The sequence below is a fragment of the Litorivicinus lipolyticus genome, from assembly GCF_009650135.1.
Lineage (GTDB): Bacteria > Pseudomonadota > Gammaproteobacteria > Pseudomonadales > Litorivicinaceae > Litorivicinus > Litorivicinus lipolyticus.
Genome location: NZ_CP045871.1, coordinates 926,585 through 947,487, shown reverse-complemented (window position 1 = coordinate 947,487; position 20,903 = coordinate 926,585). Strand labels below are relative to the sequence as shown.

The following is a 20,903-nucleotide window of genomic DNA, read 5'->3' as shown; positions in this document are numbered from 1 at the left end:
TTAAACCTCCGTCGCACGCGCGTTGGGCGCGATCTTGAACTCAGGCGTCTCTTCCTGCTCGGGGTATTTGGCTCGAATCGCCCAAATAATGCCGCCGATAATAAAGAACGCGCTTGGGGGCAACAGCATCATGCCGTTGGTGTAATACCAGCCGCCTTCGGTGACCTTGGTCAGGATTTCAATCCCAAATAGGCTGCCGGCACCAAACAGTTCACGGACAAAACCGACCGCCATCAAAATGACCGAGTAGCCCAAGCCATTGCCAATACCGTCAATAAAGCTGGGCAGCGGCGGGTTTTTCATCGCGAACGCTTCAGCACGACCCATGACGATACAGTTGGTGATAATCAAACCCACAAAGACCGACAGCTGCTTCGAGATTTCGTAAGCATAGGCCTTCAAAACCTGGTCGACCACGATCACCAACGACGCAATCACGGTCATCTGGACGATGATTCGAATGCTAGACGGAATGTGGTTACGAATTAACGCCACGAAAAAGTTCGAAAACGCCGTCACCACGGTCAATGCGATGCTCATGACCAAGGCCACGGTCATCGATGAGGTCACCGCCAATGCAGAACAAATACCCAAAACTTGAAGCGCGATGGGGTTGTTGGCAAAGATTGGGCTGACCAATACTTCTTTAGTACTTGCCATCAGATTTTCCCTTCTTTCAAGTTGCTCAGGTAGCTGGCGAAACCGTTGTCGCCCATCCAAAACTGGACCAGGTTGCTGACACCACGACTGGTCAGCGTGGCGCCGGCCAAGCCGTCAACGCCATAGGCGTCACCGGGGGCAGCGCCACCTTTAACCAGTTGCAGTGCAACCTCGCCGTCGTCATAGACGTTCTTGCCGATCCACTGCGCTTTCCACGCGGGGTTGTCGACTTCGCCACCCAAGCCCGGCGTTTCCGCGTGGCTATAGAAGGTGAAACCGGCCACGGTATTGACGTCGGATTCCAGTGCCATAAAGCCGTACAGGGTCGACCATAGGCCGTAACCATGAACTGGCAGCACGACCCGGTCGGCCTCACCGTCTTGGTTACCGTCATACAGGTAGACCAACGCATAGTTGGCCTGACGACGGATCGAGGCGATGTCTTCGGCTTTGTCCAAAGCACGCGACGTCGACGGCTCGGCCGACGCCTTACGCTGGTCGTAGGCCGCAATTTCGGCCGCGTTCCAGTCGACGTAAGTGCCGCTGGCCATGTCAACCACACGCGTTTCGAATCGCTCGAATTGCTCGGTAATCGACATGCTAGCGTCATACACACCCGCCGCCTGGACGATGTTGCGCTTACGCTCCGCTTCGGCGTTGAACTGTTGTTTGCTACGCAGGCTTACTGCGGCACCCGAGACGACAACCGAACACACTACGCACAGGCTTAGGGCGACGGTCAGCGTCTTTTTGATGGAGTCATTATTACTAGACACTGCGAGCCATCCTCCGCTTGATGTTGGCTTGGACTACAAAGTAGTCAAACAGGGGCGCAAACAGGTTCGCGAACAAGATCGCCAACATGATGCCTTCCGGGAATGCCGGGTTAACGCAACGGATCAACACCGTCATAAAGCCAATCAGGGCGCCGTAGTAAAGGCGACCGGTGTTGGTCATAGCCGCCGACACAGGGTCGGTCGCCATAAAGATCATGCCGAACGCGAAACCGCCGACCACCAAGTGCCAATACCAGGGCACGTTGAACATCGGGTTGGTGTCCGAACCGATCAGGTTTAGCAGCGTGCTGGTCAGGAACATACCGACGAACACACCCAGCACGACACGCCAGCTGGCGATGCCCATGGCCATTAACACCGCACCACCGATAAAGATGGCCAGGGTCGAGACTTCGCCGAAGCTGCCGGGGACGTTGCCGATAAAGGCGCTGAACCAGCTAAAATCGGTGACCGATTGACCAGCAGTGGCCAGGCCTTCGACGCCGTCGGCTGCCATGATGCCCAGCGCCGTTGCGCCGGTGTATCCGTCCGCGCCAACCCAAACCGCGTCACCCGAGATTTGTGCCGGGTAGGCGAAATACAGGAACGCACGTCCCGTCAGGGCCGGGTTCAAGAAGTTTTTGCCAGTACCGCCAAACACTTCCTTGCCCACAACCACACCGAAGCTGATGCCTAATGCGACCTGCCACAGCGGAATATCCGGCGGTAGGGTCAAGGCGAACAGCACCGAAGTCACGAAGAAGCCTTCGTTGATTTCGTGCTTACGCACGGTCGCGAACAATACTTCCCAAAAACCACCGACAATAAAGGTGGTCGCGTACAACGGCAGGAACAAGCATGCGCCGTAAAGCATCGACGTAAATACGCCCGCGTCCATCCAGTACTCGGCGCCGGCAAAGGTGCCCATGATCCAAGCGGTCAAACCGGTCGGTGCTTCGGCGGCGCCAGCAGCGATCGCTTCCATGGCGTTACCACCGTGGAAAAACATACCCGCAAACATGGCCGGGAAGGTGCACATCCAAACCGTGATCATGATGCGCTTGAGGTCAATACCGTCACGCACGTGCGCGGTATTTTTGGTCACCGCAGCCGGTGAATAAAAAATCGTGTCGACCGCTTCGTAAAGCGAGTACCACTTTTCCCACTTACCACCTTTGTGGAAGTTAGGTTCCAGTTCGTCGAGCATTCCACGTAAAGACATGGCTTAACCCTCTTTCTCAATAGTTGTGAGCGTATCGCGCAAAATCGGACCGTATTCGTACTTGCCCGGGCACACGTAGGTGCACAGGGCCAAGTCTTCTTCGGCCATTTCCAATGCGCCCAAGCCAATGGCTCCGTCGGTGTCACCTACGATCAATGACCGCAGCAGCTGGGTCGGTAAAACGTCCAGCGGCATCACACGTTCGTAAGCGCCGACCGGCACCATGGCACGCTCGGATCCGTTAGTAGTGGTGTTAAAGGCGAACTTGCGCGCTTTGTTAAACCACGACACGTAAATCGGCATAACCGAGTGACGCTCTTTGCCGGCCCGCAGGTAATGGAACATCTCGCGCTCGGTGCTTTCCAGCAGACAGCTGACCTGGAGGTGGTAACGACCCAAGAAGTCAACGGCGCCGTGAGCGGTACGGCCACCCAAGATGCTGCCGCTGATCACACGGGTCTGGTTGCCGCGGGTTTCACCAGCGGTCAGTTCTTGCAGGTTGGCGCCGACACGGGTCGTAATCAGACGCGGCTCGGACACTTCCGGACCGGCCAATGCGACCACGCGTTCAACGTCCAACCGACCCTGTTTGAACAGAGCCGACAAGGCAATAACGTCTTGATAGGTGATCGTCCACACGGTTTTGGATTCGCTAACCGGATCCAAGTGGTGAATGTGAGTGCCTACCAATCCCGCGGGATGGGGGCCGGCGAAGGCTTGAGCTTGGACCTGAGCATTACCCGACAGGTTCAGCTGTGCGCTTGCGGCGTGGCCCACATAGACCTTGCCGTCCGTCAGCTGGCTCAGGATGTTCAAACCATCATTGAACGCGCTGGCGCGAGCGCCAATCACCACAGTTGGGTCAGCGGCCAACGGGTTGGTATCCATGGCGCTAACAAAGATGCTGCTGGGCACGCTACCGGGCACCGGCACCTTGTTGAACGGGCGTGTCTGCAGACTGGTCCAGGCACCGGACTCCAGCAACTGAGACTGAACCGTCTCACGGGTCAAAGCGCTCAGGTCGCTGTGCTGGGCAAACTCGACGCTGTCGTCGCTGCCGTCCAACTCAATGACCAGGGACTGGAATACACGTTTATCACCACGATTCACTGCCACCACAGTGCCTGCGCCCGGTGCGGTGTATACGACGCCGGCGGTCTTTTTACAGGTAAACACGGGCTGACCGAGCTTAACTGTGTCGCCGACACTGACTTGCATCGTTGGCTTCATGCCATTGTAGTCGTACCCAACCAGTGCAACGGTGTTGACCTTCCGGCCCTCCGAAATGCTCTGCTTGGGGCCGCCTTCAATAGGCAGATCCAATCCTTTCTTGATCTCTATCATCGATCTGTTTTCTCCACACCCTGCACACACGGCTTCGCTGCGCGGGCTACACACTTTTTAAAAATCGGGTTGTTGAGTTGTTGTTATGCACGCAATGACTGATGCGAACATAGAGGCATAAAAACAAGCGCTCGTTATTACTAAACAGTATATGCGACTGAGGGGGCGTTTCGCTAGATGTTAGACGACAATTGTGCTTAACCTGTGGTCGAACATCCACAGCTACGTAAGGGAGCCGCACAAAACCGCTGCGATCCACCAACGGGCGCCCTCGGCGCCTAAGACGCCGGCCTGGTAGAGGCCGGCCTCGGTACCACTCGGCGCTCACTACTTTTTGACGCCCCTGACCCGTCCGACTCGCGTCACACCGCCCCTAACATTGGATAACCTTGATTAAGGCCGAGCGCAGGCATACCAACGAAAAAGCCCGGCAAATGCCGGGCTTTTTGAAAAGGTTGATTCGCGATCAGCCCTCGATGGGATAGGCAGGCAAGGTGGCCTTGACCATTCGGCGCATCATCCGAATTACCTGACAGCTGTACCCGGCTTCGTTGTCGTACCAGACATACACCACCGCGCTCTTAGCATTGGCCTGAGTGCTCAGCGAATCGACAATGCCAGCCGCACGAGACCCGACAAAGTCGCTACTGACGGCTTCAGGGCTGTTGGTGAAATCGACTTGCTTTTGCAGACTCGAATGCAGCGCGATGTGGCGCAGGTAGTCGTTCAACTCATCCGCAGTGACCCCGTGCTGGAGCTGCAAGTTCAAAATCGCCATCGACACGTTCGCCGTCGGCACCCGGATCGCATTGCCGGTCAACCGGCCTTCGAAATGCGGCAGCGCTTTACTGACGGCCTGAGCGGCGCCGGTCTCGGTCAACACCATGTTCAGCGGCGCGGCGCGGCCACGGCGATCGCCTTTGTGATAGTTGTCGATCAAATTTTGGTCGTTAGTGTAGGCGTGTACGGTTTCAACATGCCCAGTGATCACACCGTATTTGTCGTCCAGAGCCTTCAAAACCGGCGTAATGGCATTCGTGGTACAAGACGCAGCCGACAGAATACTGTCGTTTTCGGCGATATCGTCGTCATTGACGCCCATCACGATGTTCTTAATGTCGCCCTTACCCGGTGCCGTCAACACCACTTTGGCGGCGCCCGGACAGCGCAGGTGCTGGGACAAGCCGTCGCGGTCACGCCACATGCCCGTGTTGTCCACGACCACGGCGTTACTGATGCCGTAAAGCGTGTAATCGACGGCGTCCGGCGACGACGCGTAGATGACCTGAATAGCGGTGCCGTTGGCGTGAATCACGCTGTTGTCGTGATCAACCGTAATGGTGCCCTTGAACGACCCGTGCACACTGTCGCGACGCAACAACGACGCACGCTTAATCAGGTCATTTTCGCCACCGCGGCGAACGACAATGGCGCGCAGCCGCAAACTGGCTCCACGCGGACGCTGGGCCAGCATTTCACGCGCAAGCAAACGACCAATACGCCCAAACCCATACAGCACGATATCAGTGCCATCGCCCTCGACCGATTGACCCTGGGGAATTTTAGCGCCCGCCAACTCGTCATGAACAAAGTCTTCCAAGGGCTTGTTTGAAAATAACTTTTTATGGCGAGTAACAAGCTTTCCCAGGTCCACATGACAGGGTGCCAGACTCATTTTTTCGACAATACGCAACACCGGTAAGGTTTCAAAGACGCTCAGCTCTTCGCCTTCGATTTGGCGCGCAAAACGGTGCGCCTTGATGATGTCGATAACCCCGCGATTGACCAGCATACGACCGGACACGCTAGTCTCGATACCGCGCTCACGATTCAAGCGACCGACCAACGGCACCATGTCTTCGGCATTTGCCATGCGGTCATTCCAGTCGGCTTGGTGTGCCGCGTACGCTTCTTCAGTGATCATCGATTATCTCCCTGTCAGATGCCGCCATTGTAGGCAGCTTCCAGACTGGGATCAAACGACTTTAGGCTAATTATTCACGTTATGACCGCATATATAGATTGGTCACTATGTCAGGGTGAGTAATCCGGCAGCGGACCACAACGCCATCGCCGTGCCGCGCTTCAACTTGGCCGCCCCCGCACCCCCTTCCAACCATCGGCGCAGGGCGTGCCCGCCCACGGCATAGGCCGCAATGGCACCAATTTCGATTAGGACAAAGGTCAGCCCCATCCAACCAATCTGGGCTGCCGGGTTGCCGTCCGCACTAATAAATTGCGGGAAAAAAGCCGTAAAAATTAGAATCAGTTTTGGATTTGTGGCCGCCACTGCCGCTTCGCGCCAGGCCATTGCACCCAAGGTCGGCCGCTTAACGGTCTCGAACTCGATCGCCTGACCGGCCGAACGCCACGCCTGCCAACCCATCCACAGCAGGTAACCGGCACCGAACCAACGCACCCAGGCCAGCGCCCCAGCGCCCTGGGCCATCAGCAGTTCAAGGCCCGTGGCGACCGCAATAATCATCAGCACCATCACCGGCAAACGCGCAAAGCCCGCAATCAACGCGGCGCGGGCGCCCGCTTGAGTCGCATTGACCAACGCCAGTAGGTTATTCGGCCCAGGAAAGAAGTTCATGCCGATGCAGGCTGGCACAAAAATCAACCAGGCCTGCCAGCTCACGGCTTAACCGAGTCTTTGTTTTGGCTAAATAGCAGCTTTTTTTCCGCCTCGGTGAAGGTTGGCGCACGCAACCCCTCACCCTTGGCATAGGCAATCTGGGTTGCCTGGCGGCTGTTGATACGCTCAAACCACGCCTTAACATTGGCAAAGTCATCCAGGTTTTGTGACTGCTTTTCATAGCTATGAACCCACGGAAAACACGCCATATCGGCAATGCTGTAGTCGTCAACAATAAAGTCGCGACCTTCCAGACGCCGATCCAAAACACCGTAAAGGCGGCCCGTTTCGTTGATATAACGGGCTTGGGCGTAGGGAATAACTTCGGGGGCGTACTGGGTGAAGTGGTGATTTTGACCCGCCATTGGACCGAGCCCACCCATTTGCCACATCAGCCACTCCATCACCTGAATGCGTTTGCGCGGATCGGTCGGCACAAAACGGCCGGTTTTGTTCGCCAGGTAATGCAAAATTGCGCCCGACTCAAACACCGTCTGCGGCTCACCGCCATCAACCGGCGCACGGTCAACGATCGCCGGCATACGGTTATTGGGTGCAAAGGCCAAAAACTCAGGTTTCAACTGATCACCGGCACCGATATCGACGGGATGAATCTGGTAGTCCAAGCCAGCTTCTTCCAGGAACAAGGTGATTTTGTGGCCGTTCGGTGTCGGCCAATAGTGAAGTTCAATCATAGGGCGTCTCGTATTGTCGTAGGCGGCCACTGTGCCGCGCTCCGCCGGCCGTATCAAGCGTCGTTATTGGCGGCGTGACAAACGCCAAATCAGACGCCGATACGGACCCGCATCACTGGGGGCAAAGCGCCGATACCGGGCGCCGGGCTGGTCGGGCAAAGCTGCGATGTGAACAAGGTCAGCTGCAGTCGTGCCCGGGCTGGCAAACACGAGAGACGGCGGCACCGAAAACCGAACGCGCCACCACTGCCCCCATCGACAGACGCGGTGGCGTTCCGACCTCCTCAATTAGTGCGTCAGTATCGGCCAGTTGATACAGCGCTATTTGCAAATCCTGATGACCGGTTAGCAGCGGCGTCCACCCCGCCTCGACGGCGTCGTTAAAGAACATAGGCGACAGCTCGGCGACGAAGCCGGGACCCGGCTTTGCGACTAGCAGCGACTGAACCTGATTGTATCGAACCAGGCGCAGCGTCAACGGCTCGTCCAATCCCTCGGACAGCCGATTGGTCAGGTCGACGGCCTCTTGGGTGATCTCGATACTGGGCTGATAGCGTAGGTAGTATAATTCAGCAGAAACCGCCGGCATGGCAACCGTCAAAGCGATCAGCGCCACCCACTTCGGAAAAAATTTTTAGTCATTGGCGAAATTGTAGAGCGGTTTTCAGTTTTGACCCTGACTAATGACAAACCGCGTGACGCGGCCGACACACAAGTAGCGGCAGTTTTTTCACCATAACGCTTGAATTCTGTCAGGAAAAAGGAATAATGCGCCCCACAAACGCGGAGGCACTGCCAGCTTCCGAGCAACGTTTGCCCCCCTGCTTGCAGGGATGGAGGGATGGCAGAGCGGTTGAATGCACCGGTCTTGAAAACCGGCATAGGTTAATAGCCTATCTAGGGTTCGAATCCCTATCCCTCCGCCATAAGACAAAAAAAGGCCCCGAAAGGGGCTTTTTTGCGTCTGGCGGTCAGGGATGGGATGAGAACCCGTCAAGGGTTCGACAAAAAGGCCAGGACGGCCTTTTTGAACGCGAAGCCTGGGTGCGCAGCACACAGCGCGGAGCGGCCCCGAAGGGGCGAGCTGCACGAGTGCAGCGAGTAATCCCTATCCCTCCGCCATAAGACAAAAAAAAGGCCCCGAAGGGGCGAGCTGCAGGAATGCAGCGAGTAATCCCTATCCCTCCGCCATAAGACAAAGAAAAGGCCCCGAAAGGGGCTTTTTTGCGTCTGGCGGTCAGGGATGGGATGAGAACCCGTCAAGGGTTCGACAAAAAGGCCAGGACGGCCTTTTTGAACGCGAAGCCTGGGTGCGCAGCACACAGCGCGGAGCGGCCCCGAAGGGGCGAGCTGCAGGAGTGCAGCGAGTAATCCCTATCCCTCCGCCATATACAACACCTAGTTGAGTGGCCGAATGTAGTGACCTACTGAATTCCTAGACAACGTATAGAGGCGTCAAATGTAGCGTCTATACCTAGTGGGTCATTCCACGGGCACACAAATGGCAGTCGCGAAGCAGTCTTTACATCTTTTCTGTGTGCAAACTGCGCTCCCCGCCCCTACCCCACAGGACAAAAAGGCCAGGACGGCCTTTTTGAACGCGAAGCCTGGGTGCGCAGCACACAGCGCGGAGCGACCCCGAAGGGGCGAGCTGCAGGAGTGCAGCGAGAAACCCCTATCTTTCCCCCGTATAAAATACCTAGTTCAGCGTCCGAATTCAGTGAACCACTACAATAGCTGCGTTACACAAGGTTACGATCGCCTGCCGCTTAACGGCTTGACTGACTAAAGGTGTCTCACACCGCAGCGCCTAAAACTACAAACATCCAATGTTTGACATTTAATGCCAGGACTGGCCAACTCATCCGCATGAGCGAATCACTGTTTTACAAGTTGCATGGCAGCACAACGACCAAGGCAAGTTTTTCATCACAGATCGCCCGTGAAATCGGCCGAGACATCGTTTCAGCCGTTTTAGCCGAAGGTTCAGTGATGCCCGACGAGGGCGCGCTTGCCGCTCAATACGACGTCAGTCGGACCGTCATACGCGATGCGGTGAAATTACTCTCGACCAAGGGCCTGCTTGACGTTCGGCGCGGCAATGGAACGCATGTTCGGGCTCGCTCGAATTGGGAGCTACTGGATCACGATGTGTTGGCGTGGCACCAAAGTGCCCCGGTCAATCCACAGTTCCTTAAAGAGCTACTGCAATTACGGCTGATGGTGGAGCCTGCCGGCGCCTATTACGCGGCCGAACTTGGAAGCGACGAATCCCACCGTGAAATTGCGCGCGCCTTTTCAGCGATGCAAACCGAACAGGGCGACATCGAGCGCTTCGTCACGGCTGACGCCTTGTATCACCGAGCAATCTTACGAAGCACCAACAATACGCTGCTGCGTCCGATGGAAGGTGTCATCTATTCCGCACTGTTGATTTCAATCCGACTGACCAACACCGACCCTCGCGAAAACGAGCTTTCGCTGCCGTTCCACCAGGCGGTATCTGATGCGATACAGGCCCGCGATTCCTGCGGCGCCGAACAGAGCATGCGGTTAATGCTGATCGACACCCAAAACAGATTATCCAAATACATGAGCGATACACACGGGCAGTCAAACACCTAAGTGATCCAACCACCCTGGCGAGGGGACCAGACACGATGAAAATTACAAAAATAACAAGCCACATATTGGGCTACGACTTGCCGGAAATACTGGGCTACTCACAGCAGTACTACGAGCAACGAACCGCACACTTGGTCGAAGTCGAAACCGACGAAGGCATCACCGGCTGGGGCGAATGTTTCGGCGCCGGCTCAATCGCATTAGGCAACAAGGCCATCGTTGAAAAGGTCATACAGCCGATGGTGCTCGGCATGGACCCTATGGATCGCGATGTGATTTGGCACAAAGTCTACAACCTGATGCGTGATCACGGCCAAAAAGGCATGCCAATGCAGTCACTGTCCGGCGTTGACATTGCGCTGTGGGATATCGCCGGCAAGGTCGCGGGACTGCCCCTTTACCAGTTAATCGGCGGTAAACATCGTGCCAAAGTGGAAGCCTACGGGTACGGCATGATGTTGCGCCCTGAAAGCACCGACAGCCTTGTCGCCCGGTTCCAGGACGAAGCCGCCGCGATCAAAGCGATGGGGTTCAAAGCGACTAAAATGAAGGTTGGGTTGGGGCCGAAAGACGATGTCCGATTGGTCGAGGCCGTGCGCAAAGGGGTCGGTGATGACTATCGGATTATGGTTGATGCCAACCACGCCTACACCACCCACGATGCGTTCTATGTTGGCCGGGCGATCGAAGAGTTTGATCCCTACTGGTTCGAGGAGCCAATCGCACCAGAGGACTACGAGGGCTATCGCGAACTGCGCCGAGGCTTAAACATCAATATCTCCGGCGGCGAGATCGAGTTTAACCGCTGGGGGTGGCGCGCCCTGCTCGAGTCCCGTGGACTGGACATTGCCCAACCGGAAGTCTGTGCGCTGGGGGGTATCTCGGAGTATTTGCGCGTTTTGGCGCTATGTCATGCGCATTTCACCCCGGTCGTAAACCATGTCTGGGGCAGCGCGATTGCGGTCGCCACCAACCTGCACTTGCTCGCCGCGATGCCACCCTTGCCCGGCGGATTGTTCCCGTGGGAGCCGATGCTAGAATTCGACACCACGGACAATAAATTCCGCGACAACCTGCTGACGGAACCACTGGATATACAAGGCCAGGTCGCGCGCCATGACGGACTGGTCTCGATCCCCGATGGGCCTGGATTAGGGGTCACGCCCGACCGTGATTTCATTCGCCACTACAGTATCGGCGACGTTTGATGACACCCGCATCCTTTGTCGGCGTCGACTGGGGCACGTCCAGCTTTAGGCTCTGGGCCTTGACCGACCACGGCCACATCCTGGCTGCCTCGCGCGGACCCTACGGCATGGCTCAGCTCAAAAAGGACGACTACGCGTCAGTGCTGAACAACAGCCTTGACGACCTCGGTGTCGACGCCAGTGTGCCAGTCATCATTTGCGGCATGGCCGGGGCTGCCCAGGGATGGCACGAAGCGCCCTACTGCTCGGCACCCGCGCATCTGCACCAGCTCGGCGTCGATGCGGTCCGGGTACCCGGCGTCAATCGCGACGTTCGAATATTGCCCGGCGTAAAACAACAGCACCCTGCGAACGTTATGCGCGGCGAAGAAACCCAGATTGCGGGCCTATTGCACAGCCACCCCGACTTTTTAGGCACGGTGTGCATGCCAGGCACCCACACTAAGTGGGTCACGATTCAAAACCAGTCAATTGTCGATTTTGAAACCTGCATGACCGGCGAGCAATTCGCCTTGCTGTCCAGTCAATCCGTGCTGTCGCACTCGATGAGCAGCACCGAATGGGACGACAACGCTTTTTTGGACGGGGTCCGCGAAACGCTAGCTCAACCTGACGCGGTGGCTCGGCGATTATTTTCGATCCGCGCGGAAACGCTCGTTGGAACACAAACAGCGGCCCAAGCTAGAGCGCGCCTGTCCGGCCTATTGATCGGTCAAGAACTCGCGGCAACGCGCCCCTACTGGCGCGATCAATGCGTGACCTTGATCGGCGAACCCGACTTGTGCGCGCTGTACGCAATCGCCTTCGCCAGCTGTGACGCCCGCTCACACACCATGACCGGCGAATCGATGACCATTGCCGGACTGGTGTCGGCTTACACCGTCAACAAGGACACAACCGGTGACTAGAGAAATCATTGCCATACTGCGCGGCATCAAGACAGACGAGGTGGTGGCGATCGGTCAAGCCTTGGTTGATGCCGGCATCCACACCATCGAAATTCCAATGAATTCACCGCGCGCCCTGGACAGCATTGAAGCATTGGTCGCCACGCTGGGTTCGCAGGCATCCGTCGGGGCCGGCACGGTACTGTCGCCGCAAACGGTTAACGAGGTCGCGGCAGTCGGCGGCACATTAATCGTCTCGCCCGACACTAACCCAGACGTTATAGCGGCCACTAAAGCGGCAGGGATGCGCTCCTACCCGGGCGTTTTCACCGCAACGGAATGTTTTATGGCGTTACGGCACGGGGCGGACGGGCTGAAATTATTTCCGGGATCGCGCCTAAAACCGGAGGGTTTGGCAGCGTTAAACGCGGTTCTGCCCGCCGGTACCAAAACCTATGCCGTCGGCGGAGCCGAGCCGAGTAGTTTTGCAGACTGGTTCGCCGTCGGCGTCACGGGCTTTGGCATCGGCTCGGGACTCTATAAAGCGGGGTTTACGACAGACGAGGTCCGTAGCCGGGCCGCGGTCATCGTTGCCGCCTATGACCGCGCGCAATCGAACTGACGATTCGGTTTACTCAGGTCAGCCGCCGGCCTCGGCGATTTAATTAGAGGTGGTAGACGCCGGCAGAAGCGCGCGTTTAACGACCTGAGTGGTCAAGGGCTTGAACAGGATGGCCAAGCCATCCGACTGAATGGAATTAATCTTGGCTGGGTTTGGACTGGTGCCGGTCACGATGGCCAGACGACCGTGCAGTTGCGGGTACTCGTCCAAAATCAATTTGGCCAGGGCCAAGCCGTCCATCCCCGGCGTTTTCAGATCGATCAACACCAGATCAAAATGGACCTTGCCGATCAGCTGGATGCCCTTGACGATGCTTTCGGTGGTGGTGACATGGATGGTCGGTTCCGACCGGCAAACACGCACGAAGTAGGTCAGGTCTGCAATGCTACCGTCGATGTAAAGGACATCTTTTGTTATTGTCGTCACCTGTCTCGCGCTACCCTTATCAAGGCTTGGTTACGTAAGCATACACGTGAATCTAGCCGCGAAGGTCATCTAACCAGAGCGCCGACTAAAAGATTCACACTGACACCTAAATCATCGGTCGCCATGCACGGTTTCAAACACCACCGGATGCCCTAAAAATGCCGTAGCTTGCGCCGACACCGCGCGCGCATCACCTGTGGTAAGCAGGCGCTGATTGCCCGCCGTGTCGTCAAATTCGGGATGGCGCATTAAATAGTCGGCCAAACTGTCCGCTACCACGGTGGGCTGACTGTAAACCGGCACACCCGGCCCCAAGGCATCGGCGAACGCCGCCTCGACCCAGGGGTAGTGAGTGCACCCCAATACCGCCGCATCAATCGTTGGCATTTTTTTCATCAAAGCCGCCACGTGGTCAAAAACCAACGACCGGGCGCGGGCCATGTCACCCGACTCAATCGCCTCGACCACCCCAACACAAGCCTGGGACTCAACGTCGACCCCCAATGCACGCAACGCCAACTCACGCTGGAAGGCACGGCTGGCAACCGTCGCCGGGGTCGCAAACAGGCCCACCCGTTTTGCGGTCAGCATCCGAGGGGCTGAGCTGTCACCCCACTGGCGTTCGGACAGCACTTCAATCATCGGCACAAAAACCCCCAACACGCGCTTGCCCGCTGGCAGGTCTGATTCTTGTATGCGCCTCAGCGCCACCGCCGAGGCGGTGTTGCAGGCCAAGATTACCAGGTCACACGACTGCCACAACCGCTCAACGCCGTCGCGCGTCAGACGGTAAATATCGTCGGCATCGCGCACGCCATACGGCGCATTGGCATTGTCACCCAAGTAGGTAAACGAGGTCGCCGGCAACCGGGCGCGCAGCGCAGACCACACCGTCAACCCACCCAACCCGCTATCGAACACGCCAACCGCCATTCAAAGTCCCCATCGTAAATCCGTTGATTTATACCAGAGTTCACCGCTACCGACTTGAGAACGCGTAAATGTGTGCCAGACTGCGCCTCTACGCAGGTCATCATGATTGGAATCCCGTGAGCAAAGGCCGTTCTGTTAAATCGCTGCTGATCAGTGGCGCCATCCTTCATATTGCCGGCGGTCTGCAATCGCTGCTGATGCCGATACGCGCGCAAAACGAAGGCTTCGACATCAGTTCAATCAGTTTGATGGGCTCGACCTACGCGATCGGTTTTATGCTCGGGTGCTTAATTGCGCCGCGCATGATCGGCCGTGTTGGGCATGCCCGGGCCTATACCGTAGTTGCCGCGATCGCCGCTTTTGCGGTCGGATGGGTCGGACTGTGGGTGTCCGAATATGCCTGGATCGCGCTGCGCTCGTTAACCGGCTTTGCCTTTGCGGCGGCCGCCACGGTCGCCGAAAGCTGGCTCAACGAACGCGCCAGCCCGGAAAACCGCGGCACCTTGTTTGGCTACTACGCGGCCGCTAACTTTTCTGGATTAACGCTGGGGCAATTGCTGCTGACCCAGTTCGATCCGATCACACCCAGCCCTTTTATGCTGGCCGGTATGCTGTTTGCAGCGGCACTGATACCGACAGCACTCACGCGCAGCTCGCAGCCCCAGCCCGTAAACGGCCCCAAAACCGGCGCCTGGTCGTTGCTCAAGCTGACCCCGGTCGGTGCCTGCGCGGTATTTGTGATCGGTTTGGGGTCGTCCGCGTTTGGCACCCTGGCACCCGTGTACGCCCAGGAAGTCGGCCTCAGTTTGGCCGAGACCGCACTGTTTATGACGGTCGCATTGGTGTGTGGCGCGCTATTTCAAATACCGATCGGACGTCTATCGGATCGCAAAGACCGGCGCCGGGTGCTGGGCGCCATTAGCGTGGCGAGCGCCCTAACCTCTGGCTTATTCATTGTCGGGTCGACAGCCCCCGCCTGGGTTCAAATCGCACTGGCCGGCGGCGTCGGCGCCACGCTGTACACGCTGTACGGCGTGTCGATCGCGTTGGCGAACGAACAGATCGGGCCCGGTAAATTTTTAGAAACTGCTGGCATCATGTTGCTGGTGTTTGGGACCGGAGCGGTATTGGGTCCGCTGCTGGCGCTGCCGTTCAAGCAGTGGATGGGGCCGAGCGGCCTGTTTGGCTTTATTGCGGTGATTCACCTGGTGTTGGCGGCGGTCATCGCGACCCGAATTTTAACCGCCAAAGTGACCCCTTATGCGCACACGGACTACGTGCCCCAGCGCCCAGGCTCGGTCACTATTTTGGCCGGCGACGCCGAGGTGGCGCCCTAGTCCGGCAGGTCCAGTTGGAATTAGCCGGCGCGCCCTTATTACCGCCATGGAACGCAATAAAAGGAGTGTCCACTGTGTGTGAAATTAGCCCGTGTTCAACCCAACCTCAGGGACCCAAAACCCCTGAACACAAGCGCCGCCAATTCATCAAAGGCGTTGCCGCGCTGCCAATCGCTTACGTGTTGGCGGATCCGCTACTGGCCCAGGCCGCCGCCCACAAAGGCTCAACCGTGACCATCGAGTCGGCGGGCGGCACCGTCAGCGGCCACCTGGCGCTGCCCAAAGAGCCGGACAACGCACCAACGGTGCTGCTGATTCACGAGTGGTGGGGTCTGAACGACCAGATCAAGGCGATGGCCAATGAACTGGCCGAGCAAGGTTACCGGGCATTGGCGGTGGATTTGTATCAAGGCGGGGTCGCCGGCAACCGAGACGAGGCAATGGCACTGGTTCGTGCGGTCGAGGAAACCCAGGCCAACCAAACCTTGGCGGCTTGGGTGAAATGGGCGCGCGAACAGGGCAACGGCAAGGTCGCCACCTTGGGCTGGTGTTTTGGTGGCGGCTGGAGTCTGCAAGCGGGTTTGAATCACAACCCGGACGCCAGTGTTATTTATTACGGCCGTATGGACGCCCAGCCCAACCAGCTGAGCAACCTTTCAACCCCGTTACTGGGCCACTTTGGCACGCTGGATCGCAGTATTAACGAAGACATGATTGGCGCCTTCCAAGCCAAACTAAGTGGCGCGGGCAAGGCCGATCTGTTGGAGGCGCATTGGTACACCGCCGACCACGCCTTTGCCAATCCAACCGGCAGCCGCTACGACGAGGACGACGCGGCCTTGGCTTGGAGCCGCAGCCTGACGTTTTTGGCGCAGCATATTAAAAACTAAGGCGGTCAAGGGCCGGGACGCTCATGGGTTAGTTTTTCTAACCTATGGGCGAATTTAGATACTTAGACCTTTGGCTAAGACCGCCCTATTCTGTGCCCCACAAACAGCGACTCACACCCCGCTTGGAGCACAGACTATGAACTACCACAACCACGATGAAATTCACTTAGCTGCTCGCCGTCTACGTGCAGAGTACGCCACTGCAGCGATCATCCGTGCGGTTAAATTTGCAGTGAAGACACTGACAAAGAAACGCGCCATCACGGCGACTGGCGTTAAGCCTGCGGCTGCGCTGTAACCCGACGCGTCCATAGCGCCCCGAGCATGGCCAAGGCCATGCCTGGGACCGCGACCCAAGGCACCACTTCCCCTGCAATTGGCCACGCCAATAGCGCGCCGACCGCCGGCACTAAAAACATGATGGCCGACACCTGCGCCAGACTGCCCCGGCGCACCATGCTGAACATCAACATGATGCCGATCACCGAATTACCCACCACCAGATACCCCAGCGCCACGATAAACGCAGGCTGTGTCGACCAGTGAAAGCCCTCGATGGCGAACGCCACCGGTACGCTGACTGCGGCTGCAAATAGGTACTGGATCCAAGTCCCCATGATCGGATGAACGTTCAGCTTGCGCTGCTTTTCTATGACCTGGCCGATCGATAACCCGACAACGGCCAAAAAACCCATCAAGGCGCCCAGCAGGTACCCGGTTTGACCGTCCATTTGGATGCCGATGACCCAGCCGGCACCGGCCAACCCCATGGCCAGCCCTAGCCATAACTTAAACGAGGGCATTTCGCGGCGAAACAATGCACCGGCCAAAATAATCAAGACCGGCTGGGACGCCGCAAACAACGCCATGATACCGGCACTGGCGCCCAACTTAAGACCGATATAGACACTGCCGAAATGGCCGACCTGTAAAAACAATCCGGTTCCCATCAGCGCCTTGACCGACGTCCAAGCCGGCCAAGTCAACCGCAACATAAATACCAGCGGCGTCAGCGCAACAACCGCGCCCGCAAAACGAAAGGCCAGTAGGTTTAATGGGGTCGTGTATTCCAACCCGACCTTGGCTACGGCATAGCCAGCACTCCAAAAGCCCAAAAACAACCAGGGCACGAGGGTGTGAAACGAGGGCATCGGGGATCCTTAGATAAAGCGTTCGTCGACATACGTGGACGCAGGCGCAACCATTGCGCCGCCTAGTATACCCCGTGCGGATGCCCGGCGTGCAGCGCGGTTCAACGCGGGTTGTTGGCGCGCCAGCGCTCTGGACGCTCGAACGTCCCACGCCACAATCCGGCGCTGTTGGCCCGCGCGATGTCCTCTGCACGCTGGTACCGATCGGTAAAGCGGGTGTAGGCCACAGCATGCCCTGACTCCACCATCAGCCAATTCAGGTCCTGACCGCCGGCGCTGCACACACTGACCCGCCGCTGATAGGCATCTCGGTCGTGCTCGACACACTGAATCGCTTGCGTGCCGATCAACGCGCGCAAATAGTCGCGGGCATCGTCACCGCAGGCATATTCACGCCCCTGGGGATCGCGGCAGCGTTGACGGCCTTCGGGGGCATCAATTCCGTACAGCCGTATTTGGGTCGCGCCAAGCGCCAGCGAATCGCCATCAATCACCCGTACCGTACCGGACAATTCGCGCTCGATGGCGGACCCCGGTGCCGAGGCTTGATCCAGCAGGCCGCTGCGATCGAGCGCTACGAAGACCGCGAACCCGCCGATGATCAGGGTGTTTTTTAGGGCTTTTTTCATCCTGCCAGCATAGCGACTTGCTAAGCCCTGAAGTATGCCCAACCGTGCATTTGTCGCTGTGCTAGGTAGCTGACCGCGGCGGGAACGGTCTCCCAATCAGCCGGCACATCGGCCATCTGGGTGGCGATCGAATTGGCGCACACGCGCAACGCCGGGTCGTCCAGCTCTAATGCGATGGCTCGGCGCACCGCGGTACCGGTGACCACCAGCTCGACTTCGGCGCCGGGCTGGTCGCGGCGAAAGTTGGCCAGGTTGCGAATGCCACGGTCGAGCGCTTCGGGGGTCGGTGCGTGGATGACCAATCGTAGTGTTGTCATGTGCGTGTCAGTGCCTGTGCAAAGTAAGCCACCCGTTGGTGGAATTGTGAGGTTTGTCGATCACGCGGCCGCGCCAGGCCAACCGCTTCATCGCACACGACATGGGCCGGCGCCCCGCCTAATACGATCACACGGTCGGCCAAAACGACCGCCTCATCAATATCGTGGGTGACGAATAAGACCGCGCTGTCGGTCTTTTGCCACAGCGCCAATAGCTCCTGCTGCAAGGCACTGCGGGTCAGCGCATCAATCGCGCTAAAGGGTTCATCCATTAACAGTATCGATGGGTTAACCGCCAACGCCCGTGCGATCCCGACGCGTTGGGCCTGACCGCCGGATAACTGGTGCGGCCAACGCTGGGCAAACTCGGTCAAGCCGGTCAGCGCCAGCACACGGTCAACACGGCGGTCGACCTCGGCGCGCGCCAACCCCATACCGCCCAGGGCAAAGCGGATATTGCCAGCCACGCGCCGCCACGGCAGCAATCGCGCGTCTTGAAACACCATGGCATGGGTGCGACCACCCGCCGGGGCCGGCGAATTGACTTTTACGCCACCGCTTTCAGCTTGAATCAGCCCATTGACCAAACGCAGCAGCGTCGATTTACCGACACCGGAGCCGCCGACAATGGCGACAAATTCGTTGGGCTTGATCTGTAAATTCAAACCGTCAAACAGCGGCTGCGCGGCTAACTCATAGCGCCAGCGCAGGGCTTGGATATTAATCAGGGCCGCCATATTAAGAGCCTCCGCTGGAGTTGAGAAAAGACGCCGTCAGTCAGGCTGTAGACCAGGCTAATCGCCAACATATAGGCGACCACGGCCTCATAGGCCCCGACGCCGGCGGCGGCGTTCATTTCCTGGCCCATACCCGGCACACCCAGCAATTCCGCCGCGATCAAGGTCATCCAGGCCTGGCCAACCCCGGTCCGTACGCCCGCCAAAATACCCGGACTGGCTTCGGGCAGGATGATGCTAAAGGTCTGCTTAAAATACCCGCGATGGCCAAACGACTGGGCCATTTCGCGGTACCGTGGATCGGTGTTTTTACAGGCGCTATAGGTCGCAAAATAGTTAACCCAAAAGACCCCGATGGCGATCACAAATGCGGCGCCGGCGTGACTAACGCCAAACCAAGCGATCGCAAAAACGACCCAGGCCAAGGGCGGTATCGGCCGCAAAATACGCGCCAACCCGGCATGTATTTGGTCGAACCGGAGTTGGGTCGCCGCCGCCGCGCCGACCGTAAACCCTAGCACCGTGCCCAGCCCCAAGCCCCAGCCATAATGCGTCAACGACGACAGCAGCGCCGGCCACAAACGCCCTGACTGATATTCGTCAATAATCGCAGCCGGCACTAAAAACGGGTCCGGCATGGTCCCAGCTTGGGTCCAACCGGCGACACCCGCCCACTTCCATAGCGCGACAAAGGCGACCAGGCCAAGCAAGGCCCAACCAGACGCGTTTAGCACCCGACGCATCTAGGGCGCCGGGTAAAATTGCAGGTCAAACAAAGCGTCCAGGTCGACCTTGGCCTTGAGCGTGCCCTGGCTGGCTTGAAAGTCGTGCATGACCCGGGTTCCATCGACGATGGCACGCGGGTCGGCGACGAACGACGCTTGGCTGCGCACCAAGGCCGTTTCTACCAGTGCCATCGGCAAGCGCCCACCACCGACGTACTTTTGGACCGCGTTCGCCGCCGCCGGATCGTTACGCAAGGCCTCGGTCGCCGCCGCGTGATCCGCCACCCACGCCCGCACCAGCGCTGGGTTGGCCGCAATTAAGCCCTCGCGCACCACCAGCACCGCGCCGGGTTGGTTGGGAAACAATTCAGCGCCCGCCGCAATCACCTCGGCGCCCTTGACCCGCGCCAACGTGGTCGACACCACCGGCTCCAAGATCGCAGCGCCATCAACCGCACCGGTCAGCAATGACTGCTGAACCGCCGCGGCGCCTTGATGGACAATTTGAATTCCGCTGTCGTCAATGCCCAAGCCGTTTTGCAACCAGTACTGCAAGACCGTTTCCGGCACACTGCCGCGCGGAAAGGTCGCAATAATAGGCGCCCGCCCATGGGTTTCAGTGAAGCGTGCAAACGCCCCGGCGCGATCGCCGCTGGCAAACGCGGCTACCAGTTCAGGCTGAGCGACAAAGCTGATTTGTTCGACGATGTTCGAGGCAACAACCTTGATGTCGGCACCCTTGGCCCGGGCGACCATGGCCGGACCGATGCCTAGGTACGCAATATCTAGCTGGCCGCCTAACAGCGCCTGGACCATGGCCGGACCGTTTTGAAACTGGATCAACTTGGCATCGGGTGCCAGCGTCGTCAGCGCGCCCTGCTCGACACCGACAAAAAGTTGGGCGACTGGCAGAATGGGCATGTAACCCACTTCAATAGGGTCCGCGGACACCCAGCTGGACAGGGTGAGGGCTGCCGCGGCAGCGATCGAGAATAGGGGTTTCATGGGCTAAGCCTCCGTTGAATTGGAGGCACCATAGGCCTTTGCGTTATTCCTGAAAAATATTAAAAATTCACTTCGT

The 20,903-nt window shown here is 58.1% G+C and carries 23 protein-coding genes and 1 tRNA gene; 8 read left to right on the top strand and 16 right to left on the bottom strand.

Annotation, left to right across the window (positions count from 1 at the left end; all coding sequences use genetic code 11):
• The 8 genes from GH975_RS04855 to GH975_RS04820 form a co-directional block, all read right to left on the bottom strand.
• Positions 1-660 carry an NADH:ubiquinone reductase (Na(+)-transporting) subunit D gene (locus GH975_RS04855; RefSeq protein ID WP_153713447.1) on the bottom strand — a complete coding sequence of 220 codons (660 nt, stop codon included), beginning with the start codon at positions 658-660 and terminating at the stop codon, positions 1-3.
• On the bottom strand, positions 660-1,436 hold the full coding sequence (locus tag GH975_RS04850) for a Na(+)-translocating NADH-quinone reductase subunit C (RefSeq protein WP_153713446.1): 777 nt from the start codon (positions 1,434-1,436) through the stop codon (positions 660-662). The genes GH975_RS04855 and GH975_RS04850 overlap by 1 nt, the downstream gene beginning before the upstream one ends.
• Positions 1,429-2,658 (bottom strand): NADH:ubiquinone reductase (Na(+)-transporting) subunit B, encoded by a 1,230-nt coding sequence (locus GH975_RS04845; RefSeq protein ID WP_153713445.1) that lies wholly within the window; start codon positions 2,656-2,658, stop codon positions 1,429-1,431. Before GH975_RS04845 ends, GH975_RS04850 begins: the two co-directional genes overlap by 8 nt.
• 3 nt (positions 2,659-2,661) lie before the next feature.
• Positions 2,662-4,002, bottom strand: coding sequence for a Na(+)-translocating NADH-quinone reductase subunit A (locus GH975_RS04840; RefSeq protein WP_153713444.1), 1,341 nt, complete (start codon positions 4,000-4,002; stop codon positions 2,662-2,664).
• A gap of 466 nt (positions 4,003-4,468) precedes the next feature.
• Positions 4,469-5,926: a glyceraldehyde-3-phosphate dehydrogenase gene (locus GH975_RS04835; protein ID WP_153713443.1), complete on the bottom strand. Its 1,458-nt coding sequence runs from the start codon at positions 5,924-5,926 to the stop codon at positions 4,469-4,471.
• A gap of 105 nt (positions 5,927-6,031) precedes the next feature.
• On the bottom strand, positions 6,032-6,643 hold the full coding sequence (locus GH975_RS04830; RefSeq protein ID WP_153713442.1) for a LysE family translocator: 612 nt from the start codon (positions 6,641-6,643) through the stop codon (positions 6,032-6,034).
• Complete coding sequence (locus GH975_RS04825; protein WP_153713441.1) at positions 6,640-7,335, bottom strand: glutathione S-transferase N-terminal domain-containing protein; 696 nt, start codon at positions 7,333-7,335, stop codon at positions 6,640-6,642. The genes GH975_RS04830 and GH975_RS04825 overlap by 4 nt, the downstream gene beginning before the upstream one ends.
• A 178-nt stretch (positions 7,336-7,513) precedes the next feature.
• On the bottom strand, positions 7,514-7,951 hold the full coding sequence (locus GH975_RS04820; RefSeq protein ID WP_153713440.1) for a hypothetical protein: 438 nt from the start codon (positions 7,949-7,951) through the stop codon (positions 7,514-7,516).
• A 219-nt stretch (positions 7,952-8,170) separates the two neighbouring features.
• Here GH975_RS04820 and GH975_RS04815 point away from each other — a divergent pair.
• The 5 genes from GH975_RS04815 (at position 8,171) to GH975_RS04795 (ending at position 12,677) form a co-directional block, all read left to right on the top strand.
• A tRNA-Ser gene (locus tag GH975_RS04815) sits at positions 8,171-8,261 on the top strand.
• A 943-nt stretch (positions 8,262-9,204) separates the two neighbouring features.
• A complete protein-coding gene (locus GH975_RS04810; RefSeq protein WP_153713439.1) occupies positions 9,205-9,960 on the top strand; it encodes a FadR/GntR family transcriptional regulator in 756 nt (251 codons plus the stop codon).
• 35 nt (positions 9,961-9,995) lie between these two features.
• Positions 9,996-11,168, top strand: coding sequence for a mandelate racemase/muconate lactonizing enzyme family protein (locus GH975_RS04805; protein ID WP_153713438.1), 1,173 nt, complete (start codon positions 9,996-9,998; stop codon positions 11,166-11,168).
• Entirely contained in the window at positions 11,168-12,076 is a 909-nt protein-coding gene (locus tag GH975_RS04800; RefSeq protein WP_153713437.1) for a 2-dehydro-3-deoxygalactonokinase, read from the top strand. The genes GH975_RS04805 and GH975_RS04800 overlap by 1 nt, the downstream gene beginning before the upstream one ends.
• Positions 12,069-12,677 carry a 2-dehydro-3-deoxy-6-phosphogalactonate aldolase gene (locus GH975_RS04795; RefSeq protein WP_153713436.1) on the top strand — a complete coding sequence of 203 codons (609 nt, stop codon included), beginning with the start codon at positions 12,069-12,071 and terminating at the stop codon, positions 12,675-12,677. Before GH975_RS04800 ends, GH975_RS04795 begins: the two co-directional genes overlap by 8 nt.
• Before the next feature lie 39 nt (positions 12,678-12,716).
• On the opposite strand, the gene GH975_RS04790 is transcribed toward GH975_RS04795, so the two are convergent.
• Entirely contained in the window at positions 12,717-13,103 is a 387-nt protein-coding gene (locus GH975_RS04790) for a response regulator (RefSeq protein ID WP_153713435.1), read from the bottom strand.
• A gap of 111 nt (positions 13,104-13,214) precedes the next feature.
• Positions 13,215-14,036: a glutamate racemase gene (locus tag GH975_RS04785; RefSeq protein WP_153713434.1), complete on the bottom strand. Its 822-nt coding sequence runs from the start codon at positions 14,034-14,036 to the stop codon at positions 13,215-13,217.
• A gap of 116 nt (positions 14,037-14,152) precedes the next feature.
• Between GH975_RS04785 and GH975_RS04780 the strand changes: the two genes are divergently transcribed.
• The 3 genes from GH975_RS04780 (at position 14,153) to GH975_RS04770 (ending at position 16,561) form a co-directional block, all read left to right on the top strand.
• Positions 14,153-15,373, top strand: coding sequence for an MFS transporter (locus GH975_RS04780; protein ID WP_170272543.1), 1,221 nt, complete (start codon positions 14,153-14,155; stop codon positions 15,371-15,373).
• 74 nt (positions 15,374-15,447) lie between these two features.
• The gene (locus tag GH975_RS04775; protein ID WP_153713432.1) at positions 15,448-16,263 is read left to right on the top strand and encodes a dienelactone hydrolase family protein; all 816 of its coding nucleotides are present in this window, start codon (positions 15,448-15,450) and stop codon (positions 16,261-16,263) included.
• Between the two features lie 136 nt (positions 16,264-16,399).
• Positions 16,400-16,561 (top strand): hypothetical protein, encoded by a 162-nt coding sequence (locus tag GH975_RS04770; RefSeq protein ID WP_153713431.1) that lies wholly within the window; start codon positions 16,400-16,402, stop codon positions 16,559-16,561.
• Here the strand turns inward: GH975_RS04770 and GH975_RS04765 are convergent.
• The 6 genes from GH975_RS04765 to GH975_RS04740 all read right to left on the bottom strand — a co-directional run bounded on the left by GH975_RS04765 (position 16,539) and on the right by GH975_RS04740 (position 20,827).
• A complete protein-coding gene (locus GH975_RS04765; RefSeq protein WP_153713430.1) occupies positions 16,539-17,414 on the bottom strand; it encodes a DMT family transporter in 876 nt (291 codons plus the stop codon). The genes GH975_RS04770 and GH975_RS04765 overlap by 23 nt on opposite strands.
• A 101-nt stretch (positions 17,415-17,515) precedes the next feature.
• Positions 17,516-18,043, bottom strand: a complete 528-nt coding sequence (locus GH975_RS04760; RefSeq protein ID WP_153713429.1) for a thermonuclease family protein — start codon at positions 18,041-18,043, stop codon at positions 17,516-17,518.
• A gap of 20 nt (positions 18,044-18,063) precedes the next feature.
• Positions 18,064-18,360, bottom strand: coding sequence for a DsrE family protein (locus tag GH975_RS04755; protein ID WP_153713428.1), 297 nt, complete (start codon positions 18,358-18,360; stop codon positions 18,064-18,066).
• Complete coding sequence (locus GH975_RS04750; RefSeq protein ID WP_153713427.1) at positions 18,357-19,097, bottom strand: ABC transporter ATP-binding protein; 741 nt, start codon at positions 19,095-19,097, stop codon at positions 18,357-18,359. The genes GH975_RS04755 and GH975_RS04750 overlap by 4 nt, the downstream gene beginning before the upstream one ends.
• Positions 19,085-19,840, bottom strand: a complete 756-nt coding sequence (locus tag GH975_RS04745; RefSeq protein WP_153713426.1) for an ABC transporter permease — start codon at positions 19,838-19,840, stop codon at positions 19,085-19,087. Before GH975_RS04745 ends, GH975_RS04750 begins: the two co-directional genes overlap by 13 nt.
• A complete protein-coding gene (locus tag GH975_RS04740; protein ID WP_153713425.1) occupies positions 19,841-20,827 on the bottom strand; it encodes an ABC transporter substrate-binding protein in 987 nt (328 codons plus the stop codon).
• Between the last annotated feature and the right edge of the window lie 76 nt (positions 20,828-20,903).

Excerpts from the sequence above, each read along its gene's own strand:
- GH975_RS04750 (WP_153713427.1), bottom strand. The coding sequence starts at position 19,097 with ATGGCGGCCCTGATTAATATCCAAGCCCTGCGCTGGCGCTATGAGTTA.
- GH975_RS04745 (WP_153713426.1), bottom strand. The coding sequence starts at position 19,840 with ATGCGTCGGGTGCTAAACGCGTCTGGTTGGGCCTTGCTTGGCCTGGTC.
- GH975_RS04810 (WP_153713439.1), top strand. The coding sequence starts at position 9,205 with ATGAGCGAATCACTGTTTTACAAGTTGCATGGCAGCACAACGACCAAG.
- GH975_RS04835 (WP_153713443.1), bottom strand. The coding sequence starts at position 5,926 with ATGATCACTGAAGAAGCGTACGCGGCACACCAAGCCGACTGGAATGAC.
- GH975_RS04845 (WP_153713445.1), bottom strand. The coding sequence starts at position 2,658 with ATGTCTTTACGTGGAATGCTCGACGAACTGGAACCTAACTTCCACAAA.
- GH975_RS04760 (WP_153713429.1), bottom strand. The coding sequence starts at position 18,043 with ATGAAAAAAGCCCTAAAAAACACCCTGATCATCGGCGGGTTCGCGGTC.
- GH975_RS04755 (WP_153713428.1), bottom strand. The coding sequence starts at position 18,360 with ATGACAACACTACGATTGGTCATCCACGCACCGACCCCCGAAGCGCTC.
- GH975_RS04805 (WP_153713438.1), top strand. The coding sequence starts at position 9,996 with ATGAAAATTACAAAAATAACAAGCCACATATTGGGCTACGACTTGCCG.
- GH975_RS04765 (WP_153713430.1), bottom strand. The coding sequence starts at position 17,414 with ATGCCCTCGTTTCACACCCTCGTGCCCTGGTTGTTTTTGGGCTTTTGG.
- GH975_RS04825 (WP_153713441.1), bottom strand. The coding sequence starts at position 7,335 with ATGATTGAACTTCACTATTGGCCGACACCGAACGGCCACAAAATCACC.
- GH975_RS04740 (WP_153713425.1), bottom strand. The coding sequence starts at position 20,827 with ATGAAACCCCTATTCTCGATCGCTGCCGCGGCAGCCCTCACCCTGTCC.
- GH975_RS04770 (WP_153713431.1), top strand. The coding sequence starts at position 16,400 with ATGAACTACCACAACCACGATGAAATTCACTTAGCTGCTCGCCGTCTA.
- GH975_RS04785 (WP_153713434.1), bottom strand. The coding sequence starts at position 14,036 with ATGGCGGTTGGCGTGTTCGATAGCGGGTTGGGTGGGTTGACGGTGTGG.
- GH975_RS04840 (WP_153713444.1), bottom strand. The coding sequence starts at position 4,002 with ATGATAGAGATCAAGAAAGGATTGGATCTGCCTATTGAAGGCGGCCCC.
- GH975_RS04800 (WP_153713437.1), top strand. The coding sequence starts at position 11,168 with ATGACACCCGCATCCTTTGTCGGCGTCGACTGGGGCACGTCCAGCTTT.
- GH975_RS04855 (WP_153713447.1), bottom strand. The coding sequence starts at position 660 with ATGGCAAGTACTAAAGAAGTATTGGTCAGCCCAATCTTTGCCAACAAC.